20 protein-coding genes and 1 riboswitch are annotated in these 18,948 nt (G+C 70.0%); of the genes, 8 read left to right on the plus strand and 12 right to left on the minus strand.

Translation table 11 applies throughout. The features are described from left to right. Positions 1 to 100: 100 nt before the first annotated feature. The 6 genes from BM349_RS05470 (at position 101) to BM349_RS05495 (ending at position 5,730) form a co-directional block, all read left to right on the plus strand. Complete coding sequence (locus BM349_RS05470) at positions 101 to 1,387, plus strand: extracellular solute-binding protein (protein WP_091704119.1); 1,287 nt, start codon at positions 101 to 103, stop codon at positions 1,385 to 1,387. Between the two features lie 194 nt (positions 1,388 to 1,581). Further along, positions 1,582 to 2,559, plus strand: coding sequence for a carbohydrate ABC transporter permease (locus BM349_RS05475; protein WP_091704123.1), 978 nt, complete (start codon positions 1,582 to 1,584; stop codon positions 2,557 to 2,559). Beyond that, entirely contained in the window at positions 2,556 to 3,527 is a 972-nt protein-coding gene (locus tag BM349_RS05480; protein ID WP_091704127.1) for a carbohydrate ABC transporter permease, read from the plus strand. The genes BM349_RS05475 and BM349_RS05480 overlap by 4 nt, the downstream gene beginning before the upstream one ends. Before the next feature lie 43 nt (positions 3,528 to 3,570). Further along, positions 3,571 to 4,515, plus strand: a complete 945-nt coding sequence (locus tag BM349_RS05485) for an ROK family protein (protein WP_091704131.1) — start codon at positions 3,571 to 3,573, stop codon at positions 4,513 to 4,515. Then, complete coding sequence (locus BM349_RS05490; protein ID WP_091704135.1) at positions 4,508 to 5,287, plus strand: glucosamine-6-phosphate deaminase; 780 nt, start codon at positions 4,508 to 4,510, stop codon at positions 5,285 to 5,287. The genes BM349_RS05485 and BM349_RS05490 overlap by 8 nt, the downstream gene beginning before the upstream one ends. Before the next feature lie 47 nt (positions 5,288 to 5,334). Then, entirely contained in the window at positions 5,335 to 5,730 is a 396-nt protein-coding gene (locus tag BM349_RS05495; RefSeq protein ID WP_091704138.1) for a PPOX class F420-dependent oxidoreductase, read from the plus strand. A 121-nt stretch (positions 5,731 to 5,851) separates the two neighbouring features. On the opposite strand, the gene BM349_RS05500 is transcribed toward BM349_RS05495, so the two are convergent. Genes BM349_RS05500 through BM349_RS05520 form a run of 5 tightly spaced genes read right to left on the minus strand, consistent with a single transcriptional unit; the run spans position 5,852 to position 10,827 of the window. After that, on the minus strand, positions 5,852 to 6,253 hold the full coding sequence (locus BM349_RS05500) for an NUDIX hydrolase (RefSeq protein ID WP_254773738.1): 402 nt from the start codon (positions 6,251 to 6,253) through the stop codon (positions 5,852 to 5,854). Next, complete coding sequence (locus BM349_RS05505; protein ID WP_091704141.1) at positions 6,250 to 7,620, minus strand: FAD-binding oxidoreductase; 1,371 nt, start codon at positions 7,618 to 7,620, stop codon at positions 6,250 to 6,252. The genes BM349_RS05500 and BM349_RS05505 overlap by 4 nt, the downstream gene beginning before the upstream one ends. Further along, complete coding sequence (locus tag BM349_RS05510; protein ID WP_091704146.1) at positions 7,617 to 8,003, minus strand: YrdB family protein; 387 nt, start codon at positions 8,001 to 8,003, stop codon at positions 7,617 to 7,619. The genes BM349_RS05505 and BM349_RS05510 overlap by 4 nt, the downstream gene beginning before the upstream one ends. Before the next feature lie 23 nt (positions 8,004 to 8,026). Next, on the minus strand, positions 8,027 to 9,154 hold the full coding sequence (locus BM349_RS05515; RefSeq protein ID WP_254773761.1) for an N-acetylglucosamine-6-phosphate deacetylase: 1,128 nt from the start codon (positions 9,152 to 9,154) through the stop codon (positions 8,027 to 8,029). 26 nt (positions 9,155 to 9,180) lie between these two features. Further along, positions 9,181 to 10,827 (minus strand): family 20 glycosylhydrolase, encoded by a 1,647-nt coding sequence (locus BM349_RS05520; RefSeq protein ID WP_091704154.1) that lies wholly within the window; start codon positions 10,825 to 10,827, stop codon positions 9,181 to 9,183. A 76-nt stretch (positions 10,828 to 10,903) separates the two neighbouring features. Beyond that, a riboswitch (ZMP/ZTP riboswitch) is annotated at positions 10,904 to 10,987 on the plus strand. A 66-nt stretch (positions 10,988 to 11,053) separates the two neighbouring features. Between BM349_RS05520 and glyA the strand changes: the two genes are divergently transcribed. Beyond that, positions 11,054 to 12,328 (plus strand): serine hydroxymethyltransferase, encoded by a 1,275-nt coding sequence (gene glyA, locus BM349_RS05525; RefSeq protein WP_091704157.1) that lies wholly within the window; start codon positions 11,054 to 11,056, stop codon positions 12,326 to 12,328. Positions 12,329 to 12,499: 171 nt separating this feature from the next. Further along, entirely contained in the window at positions 12,500 to 13,381 is an 882-nt protein-coding gene (locus BM349_RS05530) for a bifunctional methylenetetrahydrofolate dehydrogenase/methenyltetrahydrofolate cyclohydrolase (protein WP_091704160.1), read from the plus strand. 1 nt (position 13,382) lies between these two features. Here the strand turns inward: BM349_RS05530 and BM349_RS05535 are convergent, their stop codons facing one another. The 7 genes from BM349_RS05535 to BM349_RS05565 all read right to left on the minus strand — a co-directional run bounded on the left by BM349_RS05535 (position 13,383) and on the right by BM349_RS05565 (position 18,922). Then, positions 13,383 to 14,117 (minus strand): amino acid ABC transporter ATP-binding protein, encoded by a 735-nt coding sequence (locus BM349_RS05535; protein WP_091704163.1) that lies wholly within the window; start codon positions 14,115 to 14,117, stop codon positions 13,383 to 13,385. Further along, entirely contained in the window at positions 14,114 to 14,965 is an 852-nt protein-coding gene (locus tag BM349_RS05540; RefSeq protein WP_254773739.1) for an amino acid ABC transporter permease, read from the minus strand. Before BM349_RS05540 ends, BM349_RS05535 begins: the two co-directional genes overlap by 4 nt. Positions 14,966 to 14,998: 33 nt before the next feature. Continuing rightward, on the minus strand, positions 14,999 to 15,853 hold the full coding sequence (locus tag BM349_RS05545; RefSeq protein ID WP_091704165.1) for an ABC transporter substrate-binding protein: 855 nt from the start codon (positions 15,851 to 15,853) through the stop codon (positions 14,999 to 15,001). Positions 15,854 to 15,988: 135 nt separating this feature from the next. Further along, entirely contained in the window at positions 15,989 to 17,059 is a 1,071-nt protein-coding gene (locus tag BM349_RS05550) for an RNA polymerase sigma factor (protein ID WP_091704169.1), read from the minus strand. Next, the gene (locus BM349_RS05555) at positions 17,056 to 17,436 is read right to left on the minus strand and encodes a YciI family protein (RefSeq protein WP_091705012.1); all 381 of its coding nucleotides are present in this window, start codon (positions 17,434 to 17,436) and stop codon (positions 17,056 to 17,058) included. Before BM349_RS05555 ends, BM349_RS05550 begins: the two co-directional genes overlap by 4 nt. An 83-nt stretch (positions 17,437 to 17,519) precedes the next feature. Continuing rightward, positions 17,520 to 18,071, minus strand: a complete 552-nt coding sequence (locus tag BM349_RS05560; RefSeq protein WP_091704171.1) for a hypothetical protein — start codon at positions 18,069 to 18,071, stop codon at positions 17,520 to 17,522. A 53-nt stretch (positions 18,072 to 18,124) separates the two neighbouring features. Then, positions 18,125 to 18,922, minus strand: a complete 798-nt coding sequence (locus tag BM349_RS05565) for a transglutaminase-like domain-containing protein (RefSeq protein WP_091704173.1) — start codon at positions 18,920 to 18,922, stop codon at positions 18,125 to 18,127. Positions 18,923 to 18,948 lie beyond the last annotated feature (26 nt).

Below are 18,948 nucleotides of genomic sequence, written 5' to 3' on the forward strand. Positions count from 1 at the left end.
CATCCCTCGCCCCAGCACCAGCCGGGCAATCCAAGTAAGAACCCCCCGGACGGGTCACCCGGCCCCCGGAACCACCAAGAGAAACACGAAGGAAGACACCATGAACAAGAAGCTCGGAGCCCTCGCGCTCGTCGGCGCTTCGGCTGTCGTGCTCGCCGGCTGCGCAGGTGGCAGCGGCGGCGCCCCCAGCGAGGCAGCGACCGGCGACCTGACGGTGTGGCTCGTCGGCGCGGACACCCCGCAGACGGCGCGCGACTACCTCAAGGAGACGTTCGAGGACGAGAACGAAGGCTGGACCCTCACAGTCGAGGAGAAGACCTGGGCCGACGTCTCCGACACCTACACCGCGGCGCTGTCCTCCAACGACTCGCCTGACGTCGTCGAGGTCGGCAACACGCAGGCGCTCGGATTCGCCGACGCGGGCCTGTTCCTCGACATCTCCGACATCCAGGAGCAGCTGGGCGGCGACGACCTGCTGTCGGGTCTGGTGGATGCCGGAACCTACGAGGGCTCGCTGTACGCGGCGCCCTACTACGCCGGTGGGCGCATCGTGTTCTACACGCCGCAGATCGTGGGCGACACCCTCCCGACGACGCTCGACGAGTATGTCGCCAAGGGCATCGAGCTGAAGACCGACACCGTCTCGGGCATCTACGCCCCGGGCAAGGACTGGTACAACGCACTGCCCTACGTCTGGGCACACGGTGGCGAGATCGCCGTCCAGGACGGCGACGAGTGGGACGCGCAATTCTCCAGCGACGAGAGCCTCGAAGGTCTCGAGCAGCTGCAGGACGTCTACCTGAACGCCTCGGTGGCTCCGGTCGACGGCAACGAGCGTCTCGGCAACATCGACTTCTGCGCCGGCGAGGTCGGCTTCCTGTCCAGCCCCGCGTGGGCCGCCGGCAACATCACCGGTGACTGGCCGTGGGGCGACGAAGCAGCCGGTGAAGAGGTCTCCGAGGGCTGCCCCGACACGTACGGCTCGGACCTGGCCGCGTTCGCGCTGCCCGGCCTGAAGGCGGGTGAGACCGCTCCGATCTTCGCGGGTGGCTCGAACATCGCCGTCGCGACCAAGAGCGGCTCGCCCGAGAAGGCGAAGGCCGCCCTGGAGATCATGCTGTCGGAGGGCTACCAGAAGCTCCTCGCCGAGCAGGGTCTGACCCCGGGCATCGTCTCGGCTGCAGAGTTCCTGCCCGACACCCCGATCGCCAAGGCCCAGGCCGAGGCGCTCGCGAACTCCAAGTTCACCCCCACGAGCCCGAACTGGGCCGAGGTCGAGGCCGCGCAGATCATCCCCGACGCGCTCGTCAAGATCGCGCAGGGCGGCGACGTCGCGGCGATCGCGGCTGAGCTCGACACGGCGATCGAAGCGATCCTCAACAAGTAACCCCCACCAAGAGGGGTCCCGGTCTCCGCCCCGGGACCGGGACCCCTCGCCCCCGACCGATCCCTCGGCCAGACTCAGGATGCGGCATCCGCACCGCCTGCGCCTGACCTGGAGACCGGTCCGCCCCTCCCCACTTCGCACAACGCAGCGCACGTCCAGCGTGCCCCCCAGATCCCTCTCAGAGAGGAGACGACATGAGCGACACCGCCACCGCTGTCCGGCCCGCACGGCCCGAGCGCAGCAGCGAACCGCGCCCGCCCGTCTCGCGCGAACGTCGGCGCGCTCGACGCGAAGCCCGCGGCGCATGGACCCTGCTCGGCCCGTCCCTGATCATCCTCGCCGTCATGGTCGGCTACCCGGCCGTCCTGATGGTGATCCAGTCGTTCACCGACTACACGGTCAAGAACAAAGTGCTCGGCACGATGCCGAACTTCGTCTGGTTCGAGAACTACGTCGCGCTCTTCTCCGAATCCGACTTCCCGGCAGTGCTGATGCGGAGCCTCGGCCTCATGGTCGTGCTGACCATCCTGAACATGCTGCTCGGCATCCTGGTCGCCGTCCTGATGACGCGACTGAGCCGGGCGTGGCGCATCGTGGTCTCGGTCGGCCTGCTGCTGGCGTGGGCGATGCCGCCGCTGACGGCGACCGTCGTATGGGGCTGGATCTTCGACACCCAGTACGGCGTGGTCAACTGGGCGCTGAACACGATCACCGGCACCAGCGACTGGACGAACCACTCCTGGCTGCTCAACCCCTGGTCGTTCTTCCTCGTGCTGACGATCATCATCGTGTGGCAGTCGGTTCCGTTCGTGGCCTTCACGACGTACGCCGCCCTCGGCCAGGTGCCCGGTGAGGTGCTCGAAGCAGCGTCGCTCGACGGTGCGACCGGGCTGAAGCGCTTCGGGCTCATCGTCTTCCCGTACCTGCGCAGCGTGCTCACGGTCGTGCTGGTGCTGCAGATCATCTGGAACCTGCGCATCTTCACGCAGGTCTATGCCCTGCAGAGCCGCGGCGGCATCGCCGCCGAGACGAATGTGCTCGGCACGTACCTGTTCCGTCAGGGCATCGGCGAGTTCGGCACCACGGCCGCGATCGGCGTGGTCATGGTGGTGCTGCTGCTCACGCTCTCATGGGGCTACGTCCGCAGCACGCTCAAGGAGGAGGAGCTGTGAGCACTCAGATCAACGTCGGCACGCAGCTCGGCACGATCGGCGTCGACGAGGTGCTCGGTGAGGGCGGCGAGCCGAACGCCCCCAAGAAGCGGTCGATCGAGGCACGCCGGCCCTCCGGGAAGCGCATCGCGACCCGCACCCTGCTGAACATCGCCGCGGCGATCGTGTTCCTGATGTCGGTGTTCCCGGTCTACTGGATGGTGAACATGTCGTTCACCCCGAACGCGCAGATCATCAGCCGCGACCCCAGCTTCTTCCCGTGGTCGTTCACGCTGCAGAACTACCTGACGGCGTGGACGCGTGAGGCGGCGCAGGGGCAGACCGACTTCCCGCACGCCCTGGCCACTTCGGTCACGGTCACACTCGGCGTGCTCGTGGCGACCCTGCTGTTCGCCTTCCTGGCATCGATCGCCGTCGCGCGGTTCCACTTCAAGGGCCGCCGCGCCTTCATCGTCTCGGTGCTGATCGTCCAGATGATCCCCGGCGAGGCGATGATGTTCACGATCTACGGGATGATCGACGACTGGCGTCTGATCAACACGCTGCTGGGCCTCGGGATCGTCTACCTGGCGAGCGTGATCCCCTTCACGATCTGGACCCTGCGCGGATTCGTGGCGGGCGTCCCGGCAGACCTCGAGGAAGCCGCCATGATCGATGGGTGCACGAAGTCGCAGGCGTTCTGGAAGGTCACCTTCCCGCTCCTCGCGCCCGGCCTCGTCGCGACCGGCATCTTCGCGTTCATCCAGTCGTGGAACGAGTTCACGATGGCGCTGCTGCTCATGAAGGGCTACAACCTGACGCTGCCCACGTGGCTGAACGCCTTCCAGTCCTCCTCGGTCTCGGGGTCGGTCAACTGGGGCGCGGTCATGGCCGGGTCGACGCTCATCGCGATCCCCGTCGTCATCTTCTTCCTGATCGTTCAGGGCCGCATGACAGGCGGCCTGGTGGCAGGGGCGGTCAAGGGCTGATGCGCGGCACCATCCACGCCGCCTCCCGCGGGGAGGCCGGCCGATGAGGGTCGGGCTCGACGTCGGCGGGACCAAGACGGATGCCGTGGCCATCGATTCCGACGGCGTGATCGTCGCCCGCGTGCGGCTCGCGACGGGCTGGGGCGCGGACGCCGTCGTGCGGACCGTGCTCGATGCGGTGCGCAGTCTCGGTGCCCGGGGCGAGGAGCCCGGTCAGATCGAGTCCGTCGGCATCGGCATCCCGGGGCAGGTCGAGCCGGGGACGGCCCGCGTCGTGCATGCCGTGAACCTCGGCGTCGAAGAGCTCGACCTCGCGGCGGCCGTCGGCCCGCAGCTCGGCGCGCCCGTGCGCGTGGAGAACGACGTGAAGGCGGCCGCGTTCGGCGCGTACGCACTTCGATCCGGCGGAGCGCCGAGTTCGATGGCCTACCTGAACCTGGGGACGGGCATCGCCGCCGGCATCGTCACCGACGGCGAGCTGTGGCGCGGCGCCCGGGGGACCGCAGGCGAGGTCGGTCACATCTCGATCGATCCCAACGGCCCGCTGTGCCGCTGCGGCCAGCACGGATGCATCGAGGCGCTCGCGGGCGGCGGAGCGATCGCCGAACGCTGGGGGCGGCCCGGGGCGCTGCCGGTGCGCGACGTCTTCGACGCTGCGGACGCCGGCGACCACCTCGCCCGTAAGCTCCGCGCCGGCCTGGCTCGTGGCGTCGCCGCAGCCGTGCGCGTGCTCGTGCTGACGGCCGACGTCGACGTCGTCGTGCTCGGCGGCGGGGTCACCGCCCTCGGGCCGAGGCTCATGGCGGATGTCGTCGCAGAGCTCGCAGCCAGCGCCGAGGCATCGCCGTTCATGCGCTCGCTGCGCCTCGAGGAGCGCGTCGAACTGCTGCCCGCAGGTTCGCCGGCGGCGGCCCTCGGCGCCGCGCTCGTGGGCGCCGCGCGGGAAGCGCCGGTGACCGGTGCGGCCGAGGCCCTCACGCATGGCTGAGATCGTCATCGTCGCCGACGCCGCGGCGGCAGGGGCGGTCGTCGCCGACGAGATCGCCCGGCTCGTGCGATCGCAGCCGGATGCGGTGCTGGGCCTTGCCACCGGTTCGACCCCGGTGCCGGTCTATGCCGCCCTGCCGTCGCGGCTCGCCGGCGTCGACGTGTCGCGCGTGCGCGGATTCGCGCTCGACGAGTACGTCGGCCTCGACCCGGATCACCCCGAGAGCTACCGGTCGGTGATCACCCGCGAGGTCGTCGAGCCGCTCGGGCTGGATCCCGAGCGGGTGTCCGTGCCGGACGGCTCGCTGAACGGCATCGAGCACGCCGGCGATGACTACGAGCGTGCGCTCGTCGACGCCGGCGGCGTCGATCTCCAGCTGCTGGGCATCGGCACCGACGGACACATCGGGTTCAACGAGCCCGGATCCTCGTTCGCCTCGCTGACCAGGGTAAAGACGCTCACCCGGCAGACGCGCGAGGACAACGCGCGCTTCTTCGACTCGGTCGAGGACGTTCCGAGGCACTGCATCACGCAGGGGCTCGGCACGATCCTGCGTGCCCGGCACCTGGTGCTCCTGGCGTTCGGCAAGGGCAAGGCGGAGGCGGTCGCCGCCGCGGTCGAGGGCCCGGTGACGGCATCCCTGCCCGCCTCCGCGATCCAGCTGCACCCGCACGCGACGGTCGTCGTCGACGAGGCGGCGGCATCCGATCTGCGTTTCGGCGACTACTACCGGTACACCTTCGCGAACAAGCCGGCCTGGCAGGGGCTGTAGGTCTCCGTCCGGGCCGAGGCCCCCCGCGGCCGACGTATCGTCGAGTCATGACACTTCCGGATGACCTGCTCGACCTGCTGCGCGCCAAGAGCACCTGCTACATCGCGACGCTGATGAAGGACGGGTCGCCGCAGCTGACGCAGGTGTGGGTCGACACCGACGGCGAGCACGTCATCGTGAACAGCGTCGACACGCATCTGAAGGTGCGCAACCTGCGCCGTGATCCCCGGGTGGCCGTGACGATCAGCGACCCGGCCCGTCCGGGCGCCTTCTACCAGGTGCGCGGGCGAGCGATCAGCATCGTGAAAGAAGGCGGTCCCGAGCACATCGAGAAGATGTCGCAGAAGTACACCGGCCGCCCGTACTCCTGGTACGGCGGGCGTGATCAGGAACGAGTGGTCATCACGATCGAGGCCGAGAAGGTCAGCAGCACCGGCCGCTGACGCCTCAGCCCCAGGCGCGGGCCGTGCACAGGTGCGGATCCCGGGCGCGACACGCCGGGACTTGGCATGTACGTCCCGGTGTGTCGGCCACGATCCCCGCGGTTGTGCACGCCGCGGGGGCTCAGTCCCAGGCGAGGGCGAGCAGGTGATCGAGGCTGAGCGGTGCCAGCGCCATCGTCGGCACGTCGGCCGGGGTGATCCAGCGAAGCTCGGCGATCTCGGCCTGCGCGACCACATCGCCCGGCTCCGCGAAGACGCGGAAGGTGTCGGCCACGACGCGGTGCCCGGCCTCGTTCGCGGCATCCGCCTCGAAGATCCCGAGCGGCTCGAGATCGGCGGGGTCGAGCACCAGGCCGACCTCCTCGTGCAGCTCCCGGGCCAGCGCCTCGGCGCCGGTCTCGCCCGCCTCGGGCTTGCCGCCGGGCTGCATGAACACCGACGTGCCGTGCTTGCGCACGACCAGCACCCGGCCGGCGGCATCCGTGATCACGGCCGCGCTCACGTGGATGCGCGGCGCGCTCACGGCGCGAAGACCTTGCCGGGGTTCAGGATGCCGAGCGGGTCGAACACGCGGGTGATCTGTCGCTGCAGCTCCCACTGGTCATCGCCCAGCTCGTCGGCGAGCCAGCGGCGCTTCAGCACGCCGATGCCGTGCTCGCCCGTGAGGGTGCCGCCGAGGCGCAGCGCCGAGCGGAACAGGTCGTCGGCAGCGACCCAGATGTGGTCCGGCACCGTGTCGCCCTCGAAGATGAAGTTGGGGTGGAGGTTGCCGTCCCCGGCATGAGCGACGGTCGGGATGACCACGCCGTGCTCGCGTTCGACGCGTGCGATCTCGTCGAACATCGCGGGGAGGCTGCTGCGCGGTACGGAGACGTCCTCGATGAGGGTCGTGCCGAGCGATTCCATCGCCGGATGCATCGACCGGCGGATCGCGAGCAGGCGCTCGCCCTCGTCGCGATCATTCGACACCGCGACCGTGCCCCCTGCCGCGCCGAGCACCGTCGCGATCGCTTCGGCCTCGGCGGCCGCCGCGGGCCCGTCGGTCTGGATCGTGAGCTGGGCGGCGCCGGGGGTGGGGGGCTCGAGGTTCAGGAGGGCGTGGACGGCGGCGAGGGATGCGGCATCCATCAGCTCCATGATCGCGGGCTGCGCGCCTGCGGCGGTGACCGCGGCGGATGCCTCGGCTGCCGATCGCACGTCGGAGAACGTCGCGGCGATCGTGCAGACTTCACCGGGAACGAGCCGGCGGAGCTTGAGCGTGGCCCCCACGACGACGCCGAGCGTTCCCTCCGACCCGATCACGAGCGAGGTCAGATCGAGGCCGGTCACACCTTTCACGGTGCGGTGTCCGAGGTGCAGCAGGCGTCCGTCGGCGAGGACGAGATCCACGCCGAGCACCGCGTCGCGCACGACTCCGTACTTCGCGCACAGCAGGCCGCCGGCGCCCGTCGCGATGTTGCCCCCGACGGTGGAGATCGCGCGACTGGCCGGGTCGGGCGCCCACCAGACGCCGTGCTCGGCGAGCGCGGCATTGAGGTCGGCGTTCAGGATCCCGGGCTCGACGACGGCGAGCAGATCGTCGGGCCGCACCTCGAGGATCCGGTCCATTCCGCGCACGGACAGCGCGATCTCGCCCTGGCCGGCATTGGCGCCGCCGGCCAACCCGGTGCCCGCGCCGCGAACGACCACTGGTGTGCGGGTGGCGGTGGCGACGCGCAGGGTCTCCTGCACGTCTGCGACGGACGTCGCGTGCACGACGGCGAGCGGCGCGGCGGATGCGGCGTGCCCCGACTTGTCCGCGCGCGCGTCCTGGAGCGCCGCGTCCGACGTGTCGACGCGATCGCCGAGCGCGGTGCGCAGACGCGAGAGGACGTCGGGCTCGTCGCTCACGCGAGACGGCGTCTGCCGGCGAAGACTCCGGCGGTGACCGCGACGACACCGAAGACCAGGCCGACCCAGGTCAGGCCCATGCTCCACCACGCCAGGGTCGCGGAGACGTAGACCAGCAGTTCGACCACGGCGCGCACGAACGGGTGGACTGCGAACACGGCGCGAGGCGAGACGAACAGCGCCCAGACGAGGATGGCGACCAGCGGCGCGGCGATGCCGACGACGATGTTCCACGGGAACGGCCATGCCGCGAAGCCCCAGATCGCGAGCGTCGCGAATGCGAAGAGCTCGCACGCGAAGGCCAGCACGTCGACCGCGGTCAGCGGTGCGCGCATGCCGGGTTCGAGCGGCGCTTTCGGCGTCACACGGGGAGTCTCGGACATGCACCCATTCTACGGCGGGAGGTTCAGGCCGGAACGCCGGAGGTCCAGACCGACCGCACGTCCAGACCGCTGGTGAGGAGGACGGCATCTGCGAAGAACCCGACGGCCAGCGATCCGAGATCGTCGTCGCGACCGATTGCGCGAGCCGGAGTCGCGGTGAGCGCGGCGACCGCGTCCACGAGCGGCACCCCGGCCGCGACGGTGCGACGCAGCGCGGCATCCTGCGTGAGCGTGGAGCCCGCGATCGCGCCGCCGATCGCCAGTCTTGCGACGCCGTCGAGCACGTCGACACGGAGCGGGCCGAGTTCGTACCGGCCGTCGGCGTGCCCCGCGGCGGCCATCGCATCGGTCACCAGCGCGATGCGGCCCGGTGCGGCCGCGAACGCGATGCGCACGACCTCTGGATGGAGGTGGACGCCGTCCGCGATGACTTCCAGGGTCACGCGCGGGTCGGCTGCCGCTGCGGCGACCGGACCGGGATCGCGATGGTGCAGGCCGGGCATGGCGTTGAACGCGTGCGTCAGGATCGTCGCGCCGGCATCGAAGGCGGCACGGGTCGTAGCCAGATCCGCACCGGTGTGGCCGACCGCCGCCGCCGCGCCCGCGCCGACCACGAGTGCGATCGCATCGTGGGCGCCGGGCAGCTCGGGAGCGAGCGTCACCTGGCGGACCGTTCCGCGCCCGGCCGCGAGCAGCCGCTCCACCGCCGTGGGCTCGGGAGCGCACAGCAGGGTGGGATCGTGCGCGCCCTTGTGGCCGGGGTCCAGGAACGGCCCTTCGAGGTGCGAGCCGAGGATGTCGGCATCCGTCGTCGCGATCTCGGCGACCATCGCCGCGCGCCGCTCCATGGTGCTGAGCGGCGCGGTCACGAGGGAGATCACCGCGCGGGTCGTGCCGTGGGCGCGGTGGAGCGCGCGCGCCGCCCTGATCGCGTCCGGACCGTCGTCGTACGACTCGCCGCCGCCGCCGTGGCCGTGGATGTCGATGAAGCCTGGCGTCAGGATCGCCCCGGCGCCGGCCGCATCCACACCGTCCACGATCGTGTCGTGGGGCTGCGCGAACCGCCGCCATCCCTCGCCGATGCCCGCCGAGGCCACCCGTCCGTCGTCGAACCGCACCCACGCGTCCTCGACCTTTCGCCCGGCATCCATCAGCCGGACCGAGTGGATCAGCGTGCTCACTCCGGCGCGCCCTCGGTGATCCAGGGGATCTCGTCGGAGGCGTGGAAGCCGATGCCGAGGCTGGACCACAGCGGACCCAGGCCGCCGACGCGAGTGCGGAACGACTCCCATGTGCGCAGCTCGCTGTCGGCGGCGGCCGGTGACCAGGCCGCCTCGGCGGCGGCCGCGATGCGCGGGAAGGCCATCTCGTCGATGTCGGCGAGCGTGCGGATCGTCTCGGTCCACATGGGGGCTTCGACGCCCAGGATGTCGTCCTCCGCCACGCCGTCGATGATGGCCGCGGGCTCCCACGAGTAGGCGCGCTCGACGCTGGTCGGGCCGTTGGCCCACGTGAGCCCGAGTGCTGCATCCGCGTCGTACTTCATGTCGAGGTACACCGCGTCGGCGGGGGAGAGGATGAGTCCCGAGTCGTGCTCGACGAACGCCCGGGCCCGGTCGTCCATGCCGTCGGTCGGCGTCAGGAAGCCCCAGTACTGGCCGACGGTGTCCGGGTCGATGCCCGGGGCCGCCCCGGCCTCGTGCCAGGTCACCGGGATCTTGCCGAGGTCGGCGACGATCGCGGTGGCCCGCTCCATGAACACCGCGAAGTCGTCAGGGTCCGTGCCGAGCGCCTCGTCACCGCCGATGTGCAGGTACGGGCCCGGCGTCATGGCCGCGAGCTCCCCGACGACATCGGCGACGAAGTCGTACGTGGCCTCGTCGTGGATCTTCAGCGACGAGAAGCCGACGGCCATTCCGGTGTAGGCGACGCCGGCGGTCGGCACCTCGCCGCCGTGGTCCCGGACCGTGTCGAGGATGTGCTCCGAGAGCACGGGCGCCTCGGCGATCTCCGGATAGGCCAGGCCGACGGCATGCGTGTGGCCGGGCAGGTCGATCTCGGGCACCACGATCATGTGACGGGATGCCGCATACTCCACGATGCGGCGATAGTCGGCCTTCGAGAAGAACCCGCCACCGTCACCGCCGACGGCGGTCGAGGAGGCGAGTTCGGTCAGCTTCGGACGCGAGTCGAGCGCGATGCGCCAGCCCTGGTCGTCGCTGAGGTGCAGGTGCAGGGCATTGAGCTTCAGACTCGCGGCGCGGTCGATGTACGCCTCGACCGTCTCGACGGGGAGGAAGTGGCGCGCGACATCCAGCATCACCCCTCGGTACGCGAATCGCGGTGCATCGTCGATCTGCACGGCGGGGATCGCGAATCCGTCCTCATCCCGCGCCATGAGCTGCCCGAGCGTCTGGACGCCGTAGAAGAGCCCGGCCGCGTCCGCAGCGGTGACCACGACGGATGCCGCATCCGCGGTGATCCGATACGACTCCGGCTCCGCCGCCTCGACCAGGCGGAGCTCGATCGTCCTGGCGCCCGCGCTCTCGGTCCCGGATCCCGCCGATGCGGCGACCGCGCCATCCGTGCGGGCGACGATCAACGCGGAGAGCGCGGCGACGGCATCCGCATCGCCGCTCAGGATCACCTGGTCGCCGAGCCGGAACTGCTCCGCCGAGGCGGCGGGCTCGATCGAGGCCGGTGCGGGCACGATGGGCAGGGATGCGGACACAGTGGCTCCATTCTGTGCGGCCGGAGTGCATCCCGCCAGCAGCACGACGACCACGACCGCCACCGGGACGGCGAGGCGTGATGCGAGGTTCATGTAAAGAGTCCTAACAAATAGGAGTCCAGCCTACCGTCCGACGTCCCGCGAGCGCACGGATCGGCATCCGATATGCTCGGACTGTCGCGACTGGCGTTGAGGTGGATGACCACCGGGGAGCGACCGACACGGATTTCGACCGTACGCCTGGGTCGATGCGGAACACCGATGGAACGGCCCGTGCAGCGGGCGTCCACCACCCGAACCGTCGTCAGAGGAGAACGCCATGACCGATCACTACTTCAACGCGCCGCTCGCGGAGGTCGACCCCGAGATCGCACAGGTGCTCGAGCGCGAACTCGAGCGGCAGCGCGGCTATCTCGAGATGATCGCCTCCGAGAACTTCGTGCCGGTCTCGGTGCTCCAGTCGCAGGGCTCGGTGCTGACCAACAAGTACGCCGAGGGCTACCCCGGCCGTCGCTATTACGGCGGCTGCGAAGAGGTCGACGTGGCTGAGGAGCTCGCGATCGAACGCGCCAAGTCGCTGTTCGGTGCGGAGTTCGCGAACGTCCAGCCGCACTCGGGCGCGACGGCCAACGCGGCGGTGCTGCACGCGATCGCCCGCCCCGGCGACACGCTGCTGGGTCTCTCGCTCGACCAGGGCGGGCACCTCACGCACGGCATGAAGATCAACTTCTCCGGCCGGCTCTTCAACATCGTGGCGTACGGCGTCGACCCCGAGACCTCGGTGATCGACATGGACGAGGTGCGTCGCCTGGCGATCGAGCACCAGCCGAAGGTCATCATCGCCGGTTGGTCGGCCTACCCGCGTCAGCTCGATTTCGCGGCCTTCCGCGCGATCGCCGACGAGGTCGGCGCGCTGCTCTGGGTCGACATGGCCCACTTCGCCGGACTCGTCGCCGCCGGGCTGCACCCGAACCCGGTGCCGCACGCGCATGTCGTCTCCTCGACCGTGCACAAGACGATCGGCGGCCCTCGCTCGGGCTTCATCCTCACGAACGACGCCGACATCGCCAAGAAGATCAACTCCGCGGTCTTCCCGGGCCAGCAGGGCGGTCCGCTCATGCACGTGATCGCGGCCAAGGCGACGGCGTTCAAGCTCGCCGCGACACCTGAGTTCAAGGAGCGCCAGGAGCGGGTCCTGAGCGGCGCCCACATCATCGCCGAGCGGCTGTCGCAGCAGGACGTGAAGGACGCCGGCATCGCCGTCCGCTCGGGCGGAACCGATGTGCACCTGGTGCTCGTCGACCTGCGCGACGCCGCCATCGACGGCAAGCAGGCCGAGGACCTGCTGCACGAGATCCACATCACGGTCAACCGGAACGCCGTGCCGAACGACCCGCGACCTCCGATGATCACGTCCGGCCTGCGGATCGGGACGCCGGCGCTCGCGACCCGCGGGTTCGGCGACACCGAGTTCCACGAGGTCGCCGACATCATCGCGCTCGCGCTCCTGCCGGATGCCGATGTGCAAGCTCTGCGTGCACGGGTCGGCGCCCTGACGGCCCACTTCCCGCTCTACCCTGGCCTCGAGCAGTAGTCCCAGCCCGCGAGACTGCAACGGGAGCGTGAGACTGCGGGCTCTGCCCGGGATCTCGGGCACCGGATGCAGCCTCACGGTGATCGTGGGTTGCCCTGGGCATATACCTACGGGCATAGTGATGTGAGGCTCGCGCCGCGGCGTCGGGTCGAGAGGCGATGAGGAGACACGATGACGGCACTCAAGCTCGACGGCCGCGCAGCAGCGGCCGAGATCAAGGAGGAGCTGCGCGAACGCGTCGCGGCCCTCAGGGCTCGCGGCGTCGTCCCCGGGATCGCCACGGTGCTGGTCGGCGCGGACCCCGCGTCGGAGCTGTACGTCGGCATGAAGCACCGGCAGTCCGAGGAGATCGGGATGAACTCGATCCAGCGCACGCTGCCCGCCGACGCGACCCAGGCGGACGTCGAGAACCTGATCGACGAGCTCAACGCAGATCCCGCGTGCCACGGCTACATCGTCCAGCTGCCGCTTCCCAAGCACATCGACACCGACGCGATCCTGGAGCGGATAGACCCCGACAAGGATGCCGACGGGCTGCACCCGACGAACCTCGGGCGACTCGTGCTCAACGTCAACAACCCGATCACATCGCCGCTGCCGTGCACGCCGCGGGGAGTCATCGAGCTGCTCGTGCGCAACGGCTACGACCTGGCTGGCAAGCACGTCGTCGTCGTGGGCCGCGGCGTCACGATCGGCCGTTCGATCGGGCTGCTGCTGACCCGCCGCGAGTACAACGCGACAGTCACCCTGACCCACACCGGCACGGTCGATCTCGGCCGTCACCTCCGTGAGGCCGATGTGGTGGTCGCTGCGGCGGGGGTCAGGCACATCGTGCGGGCGGAGGACGTCAAACCGGGTGCGGCGGTGCTCGATGTGGGAGTGACCCGCGAAGACGACCCCGAGACCGGCAAGAGCAGGGTCTACGGCGACGTCCACCCCGACGTGGCGGAGGTTGCGGGATACCTGTCCCCGAACCCGGGCGGCGTCGGCCCCATGACCGTCGCGCTGCTCATGACGAACGTCGTCGAGGCGGCCGAGCGCTCGGTCGCCTGACTCAGGCGCGGAACCGCGCCAGGAACTCCTTGGTCCGATCCTCCTGCGGATTCGCGAACACGTCCGCGGGCGGACCCTGCTCGAGGATGCGGCCGGCGTCGAGGAACACGACCCGGTGCGCCACGTCTCGCGCGAACGCCATCTCGTGCGTCGCCATCAGGATCGTCGCACCTTCGTCGGCCAGCTCGCTGACCAGTTCGAGCACCTCGCCCACCAGCTCAGGGTCCAGTGCCGAGGTGATCTCGTCGAGCAGGAGGATCTCCGGATCCGTGGCGATGGCGCGCACGATCGCGGCGCGCTGCTGCTGGCCTCCGGAGAGCCGGTCCGGATGCTCGCGCGCCTTGTCGGCCAGCCCGACGCGCTCCAGCAGCAGCATCCCGCGCTCCTCCGCCGCCTGGCGCGGCACCTTGTGCACATAGCGCAGCGACAGCGTCACGTTCTCCAGCACCGTGAGGTGCGGGAAGAGGTTGTAGCTCTGGAACACGGCGCCGAACCGCGCCCGAACCCTGTTCGCGTCCACGCGCGGATCCGAGATGTCCTCTCCACCGAGGATGATCTGCCCGTCGTCGATCGTCTCGAGCAGGTTGAGGCAGCGAAGAAGGGTCGACTTGCCCGACCCGCTCGCCCCGATGACGGCCACGACCTCGTGGGCCGCGATCTCGACCGAGACGCCGCGCAGCACCTCGCGATCGCCGAAGGACTTGCGGATCCCGATCGCCTGCAGCAGCGCGCTCATACGATCGAGCCCATCTGCTCGCGGCGCTGCAGGCGCGCCGTGTACCAGTCGGTGAGGCGGATTGTCGGGATCGCGAGCAGTACGAACAGCAGGGCCGCCACGATGTAGGGCGTGAAGTTGTACGACAGCGACGTCTCGATCTGCGCGGCGCGCACGGCATCGACCAGGCCGATGATCGAGACCAGCCCGACGTCCTTCTGCATGGCCACGAAATCGTTCATGAGCGGCGGCGTCATCTTGCGCAGGGCCTGCGGCAGCACGACCAGCCGCAGCGTCTGGGTGTAGCCGAGCCCCATCGCGCGCGCGGCGATCCGCTGCGACGGATGCACCGCCTCGATGCCCGCTCGGATGACCTCGCTCACGTACGCCGAGTATGTGATCGTGATGGCCGCGGTGCCGAGGAGGATGAGCGGCACGCGGGCGTTCAGCAGCGCGGGAACGCCGAAGCCGATGAGGTAGAGGACGATGATGAGCGGGATGCCGCGGAACACATCCGTGTAGGCCGCGGCGAGCACCCGCACCGGGAAGAAGACGGCGCCGCGCAGGGTGCGCAGCAGGGCGATGAGGGTCGCGAAGATCGCGACCGTGACGACCGACAGCGCGAGCACCTGCAGGTTCAGCAGGAACCCCTCCCACACGCGCGGAAGCGATGACCAGAACGTCTCGGGATCGAAGAACGACTGCTGCACGTCGGCCCAGCCAGGCGTGTTCAGCACCGTCAGCCAGACCACCGCCGCGAACACGAGTGTCGAGACCAGCGCGACGAACACCGACCTCGTCGACTGGCGCTTGCGGAACGCCCGCCGATCGAGCTCGAGCGCACTCGGCTGGTGCGGCGCGTCAGTCACGATCCGACGCTAGCCGACCGACGTCGTCCGGTGTCACTTCAGCTGGGTGACGCCCGCGCCCTCGCCGAGCCACTCGTTCGTGATCTCGTCGAGCGTGCCGTTCTCGCGCAGGGTGTCAACGGCCGCGGAGACCGCCTCCGTGAGGGGCGAGTCCTTCGACAGCACGAGGCCCCACTGGTCCGGGATGCCGCCCGTGGGCAGCTCGCCGACGATGAACGAGTTCTCGATGTACACGCCGGTCGCGTAGAACGCGGTCGGAAGGTCCAGAACGAGTCCGTCGATCTGCCCGGCCTCGAGCGCCGCTTTCGCGTCCTCGTTGGAGTTGTACAGCTGGGCGGCGGTCGTCGGCTTCACGACCTCGTCGATCGTCTGCGCGCTCGTGGAGCCGACCATCGCCCCGAGGATGAGACCCTTCAGCCCCTCGAGCGTCGTGACTCCTTCTGCCGGCGAGCCGTCGATCGCGACGACGGCCTGGCTGGCGGCGTAGTACGGGGACGAGAAGTCCACGTTCTGCTTGCGCTCGTCGGTGATCGTGTACTGCTGGATGTTGAAGTCGAACGTCTTCGGCCCCGGCGCGATCGCCGCCTCGAAGGTCGTCCGCACCCACTCCACGTCCTCGGCCGCAAAGCCGAGCTCCTCCGCCACGGCGTACGCGATCGCGGACTCGAAGCCCTCACCGGATGCCGGATCGTCGTCGATCACGTAGGGGTAGTACGCCGGCTCGCCGGTCGCGATCGTGAGCTTGCCCGGCGTGATGTACCCCTCGTCGGCGGGCGCGGAGCTCTCGCCACCCGAGGGAGTGCCGCCGGACGCGCAGCCGGTGAGGGCGAGCGCGGTGATCGCGATGCCGACCAGCGCGGCTCGCAGGGACGGGTGACGACGCGACATGGTGCCTCCGGTGCTCGGGAAAGCGGCGCGCTCGTGCTGTCGGCGCGGCCGCCTGCTTCCATCATCGCCGAGCCTGGGGCTGCGTGGATCGTCCAGGTCGCACTGTTACGTGCTTCTCATGTCGACCGGCGCCGATCAGAGCCTCGCTTCGGCCGCTGCGAGTGCGGCGCGGGCGCCCGCGGTCGGCGCGACCGCGACCAGGCCGCGGTAGAGGGTCACCAGGGCATCGGCATCCAGTTCGCCGGTGCGCGCGCGGTCGCAGTGCACGGCCTGGATCGCCGCTTCGAGCTGGAACCGACCGAGCGGGTCGCCGAGCGCCGACGCGCGGCGAAGCAGGGCGCGTCCCTCCTCGATCAGGTCCGGATCCCACAGGGCCGGGTCCTGCTCGTCCAGCGGCGGCCACGGCCGCTCGGCGCGCGCGGGCGCCCGCGACTGGGCGAACGTGAGCAGGGCCGCCAGACCCCAGGCCTCTGGTTCGTCCTCGAGCAGGCTGGCGAGCAGCACGGCGAGCCAGCGGGCCTCATCGGCGATCGAGTCCTGCATCCCATCGCCGCTGCCGGTGTTCGGCGCCTCGAGCCAGTCGATCGCGTAGGCGCCGTAGACCGCCTCGAGCACCGCGCCCAGGCGCGCGGGCATGTCGGCGCGGGTGGGGATCGTGAACGGGATGCCGGTGTCGCGAATCCGCCGCTTCGCACGCACCAGCCGCTGCGCCATCGTCGCCGGCTCGACCGCGAAGGCTCGCGCGATCTCGGCCGCATCGAAGCCGAGCACTGCCTGCAGCATCAGGGGAGTGCGGATGCCCGGGTCGATCGCGGGATGCGCGCACGCGAACAGCAGCTCCAGCCGCTTGTCCGGAATGCGTTCGCGCTGCTCGACGATGGTGGCAGCATCCTGCGTGTCGGCCTCGAGCACTCCTTCCAGCAGCGGCAGGCTCGCGCGCACGGCGGGCGAACGCAGCAGGTCGCGCAGGCGGTTTCGTGCCACGGTGACCAGCCACCCTTCGGGATTGTCGGGGATGCCGGCATCCGGCCAGATCCGAAGCGCCTTCTCGAACGCATCCGAGAGCGCGTCCTCGGCGAGGGCGACATCGCGGGTCGCGGCGGCGATCACGGCGAGGATGCGGCCGTACGAGGTTCGGGCCGCATGTTCGGCGGCCGAGCGCGCAGCCTGCCCGGAGGCGGGCCGCGCACCGGCATCGGGCGTCATCGGTAGTCGAAGTCCGTCCACGAGCCGTCGACGAACCGCGTGCCGCTCGGGCGGATCTCGACCGCGCCCCAGTTCACGGAGGGGGCCTTGCCGGCCCACGCGATCGCCTGGTCGAGGTCATCCACCTCGATGACGAACGTGCCGCCGAGCTGCTCCTTCGTGTCGGCGTAGGGGCCGTCCTGCACGCGGAGCTGCTCGCCGCCGCGCACCGTCGTCGTCGCCGATGAGGGCTGCAGCACCTCGGCGGATCGCAGCACGCCGGCCGCGTCCAGTGCCTTCGCGTACTCGTCGAATTCGCGCATGCCGTCCGCGAGCGCCTCAGGGCCGAGGTCGGCGGCGGTCATGTCGGGGTAGTGGAGCAGAAGTGTGTACCGCATGGTGTCCATCCTTCGTGTCGTTGTCGTTGACACCCCTATGACGGTCGGGGTCCGGCTCGATCGACACCCGAGCGGAGAAAGTCTCAGCCCTTCCCGAGTTCGTCCAGCATGCGTCGCTGCTCGTCGGTGAGCCCGTCCTGCAGTTCGCGACGACCCTCGGCCGACTCGGCCGAGGGCAGCGTGGCGGTCGTCGTACCCGCCTCGGCCGCTTTGGTGCCGGTCGCCCTGTCGTACAGGGCACCCGCGTGGCCCTCGACCCGGTCGTCGATCGCGTCGTAGATCGCCCAGCCGATCAGGATGATCACCGGCGGGAGGATGTAGCCCCAGAACCAGCCGCCGATGCTGACGCCGGAGAACACCACGGTGAGGATCCAGACGATGAGCGCGACAACGAAGACCAGCACGCCGTGCACGAGCTTCTCGCCGATCTTGGTGCGCTGGTTCGCCGACTTCGACGCCATCGACTGGAACCACCGGTGGATGAGCGGCTTGATCCAGATGGTCAGCGCCGTGAGGATCACGCCGGCCCAGATCGCCGACCAGCCGACCCGGGCGGGCGTCAGCCAGCCGATGATCAACAGGACGACGATGTCGAAGACGAGCAGCGACAGGAACCGGATGACCCACTTCTTCATACCGATACGTTCCCACGCAGTTCGGGCGCGCGCCACCGCGGCGCACCCGCGGGTCAGTGCATGCGGACGGGCTGGTTCAGGTCGTCGTTCGGAAGCTGGTCGACGATCGCCATGACCTCCATGGCCACCAGGTCGACGCGACCCGACACGGTGGTCAGGAACGCGGAGTCGGCGGCATCCCGGCCCGTGGCGATACGGACGAGCGTCGATCGGGGCGCGAGCGTCGTGGCATCGACCACGTGCCAGCCGTCCTCGACCCACGCCTCCGCCACCGCATGGAAGTCCATCGGGAACAGCCCCGGCGCGTACACCGAGACCACTCGGGCGGGCACGTTCAGCGCGCGCAGCAGCGCGACCGTGAGGTGCGCGTAGTCGCGGCAGACGCCCTGTCGCGCCAGCAGGGTGCGGATCGCACCGTCGGTGGGCAGACTCGAGCCGCTCACGTACGACAGGTGCGTGCCGACCCACGATGACACCGACGAGAGGAGCTCGGCGGGGTCGGTGATGCTGCCGAACTCCGCGAACGCGGTCGGTCCCAGCGCATCGGACTCCGCATACCGGCTCGGACGCAGGTAGGTGATCCGGTCGGTGGCGTTCGCGACGGTCGCGGCGGCCTCGCCGACGATCGAGGCGTCGTATGAGGCGACGAGCCGGCCCGCCGGGCTCTGCACCTTCTGCAGGCGGGTGCCGTGGGAGTCGGGAACCGCATCGAATGTCAGCGGCTGGTCGTCGAGGGTGAAGGTGATGTGCTCGGTCACCGGCGTGTGGTGTCCGCTCACCGCCATCGAGAACACCAGCTCCGCGGGCTCGGTGACCTGGAGTTCAATGCGGCTTGCGACGTCTCTCTTCATCGCACCAGCGTGGCATGTCTGCGGGG

It is taken from the genome of Microbacterium sp. cf046 (assembly GCF_900114345.1).
Lineage (GTDB): Bacteria > Actinomycetota > Actinomycetes > Actinomycetales > Microbacteriaceae > Microbacterium.

Bases quoted from the DNA above. Each gene is read 5' to 3' on its own strand.
- BM349_RS05510 (WP_091704146.1), bottom strand. From the start codon at position 8,003: ATGTCCGAGACTCCCCGTGTGACGCCGAAAGCGCCGCTCGAACCCGGC.
- BM349_RS05490 (WP_091704135.1), top strand. From the start codon at position 4,508: ATGGCTGAGATCGTCATCGTCGCCGACGCCGCGGCGGCAGGGGCGGTC.
- BM349_RS05515 (WP_254773761.1), bottom strand. From the start codon at position 9,154: ATGGATGCCGGGCGAAAGGTCGAGGACGCGTGGGTGCGGTTCGACGAC.
- BM349_RS05475 (WP_091704123.1), top strand. From the start codon at position 1,582: ATGAGCGACACCGCCACCGCTGTCCGGCCCGCACGGCCCGAGCGCAGC.
- BM349_RS05550 (WP_091704169.1), bottom strand. From the start codon at position 17,059: ATGACGCCCGATGCCGGTGCGCGGCCCGCCTCCGGGCAGGCTGCGCGC.
- BM349_RS05535 (WP_091704163.1), bottom strand. From the start codon at position 14,117: ATGAGCGCGCTGCTGCAGGCGATCGGGATCCGCAAGTCCTTCGGCGAT.
- BM349_RS05495 (WP_091704138.1), top strand. From the start codon at position 5,335: ATGACACTTCCGGATGACCTGCTCGACCTGCTGCGCGCCAAGAGCACC.
- BM349_RS05555 (WP_091705012.1), bottom strand. From the start codon at position 17,436: ATGCGGTACACACTTCTGCTCCACTACCCCGACATGACCGCCGCCGAC.
- glyA (WP_091704157.1), top strand. From the start codon at position 11,054: ATGACCGATCACTACTTCAACGCGCCGCTCGCGGAGGTCGACCCCGAG.
- BM349_RS05520 (WP_091704154.1), bottom strand. From the start codon at position 10,827: ATGAACCTCGCATCACGCCTCGCCGTCCCGGTGGCGGTCGTGGTCGTC.
- BM349_RS05545 (WP_091704165.1), bottom strand. From the start codon at position 15,853: ATGTCGCGTCGTCACCCGTCCCTGCGAGCCGCGCTGGTCGGCATCGCG.
- BM349_RS05485 (WP_091704131.1), top strand. From the start codon at position 3,571: ATGAGGGTCGGGCTCGACGTCGGCGGGACCAAGACGGATGCCGTGGCC.
- BM349_RS05530 (WP_091704160.1), top strand. From the start codon at position 12,500: ATGACGGCACTCAAGCTCGACGGCCGCGCAGCAGCGGCCGAGATCAAG.
- BM349_RS05470 (WP_091704119.1), top strand. From the start codon at position 101: ATGAACAAGAAGCTCGGAGCCCTCGCGCTCGTCGGCGCTTCGGCTGTC.
- BM349_RS05565 (WP_091704173.1), bottom strand. From the start codon at position 18,922: ATGAAGAGAGACGTCGCAAGCCGCATTGAACTCCAGGTCACCGAGCCC.
- BM349_RS05560 (WP_091704171.1), bottom strand. From the start codon at position 18,071: ATGAAGAAGTGGGTCATCCGGTTCCTGTCGCTGCTCGTCTTCGACATC.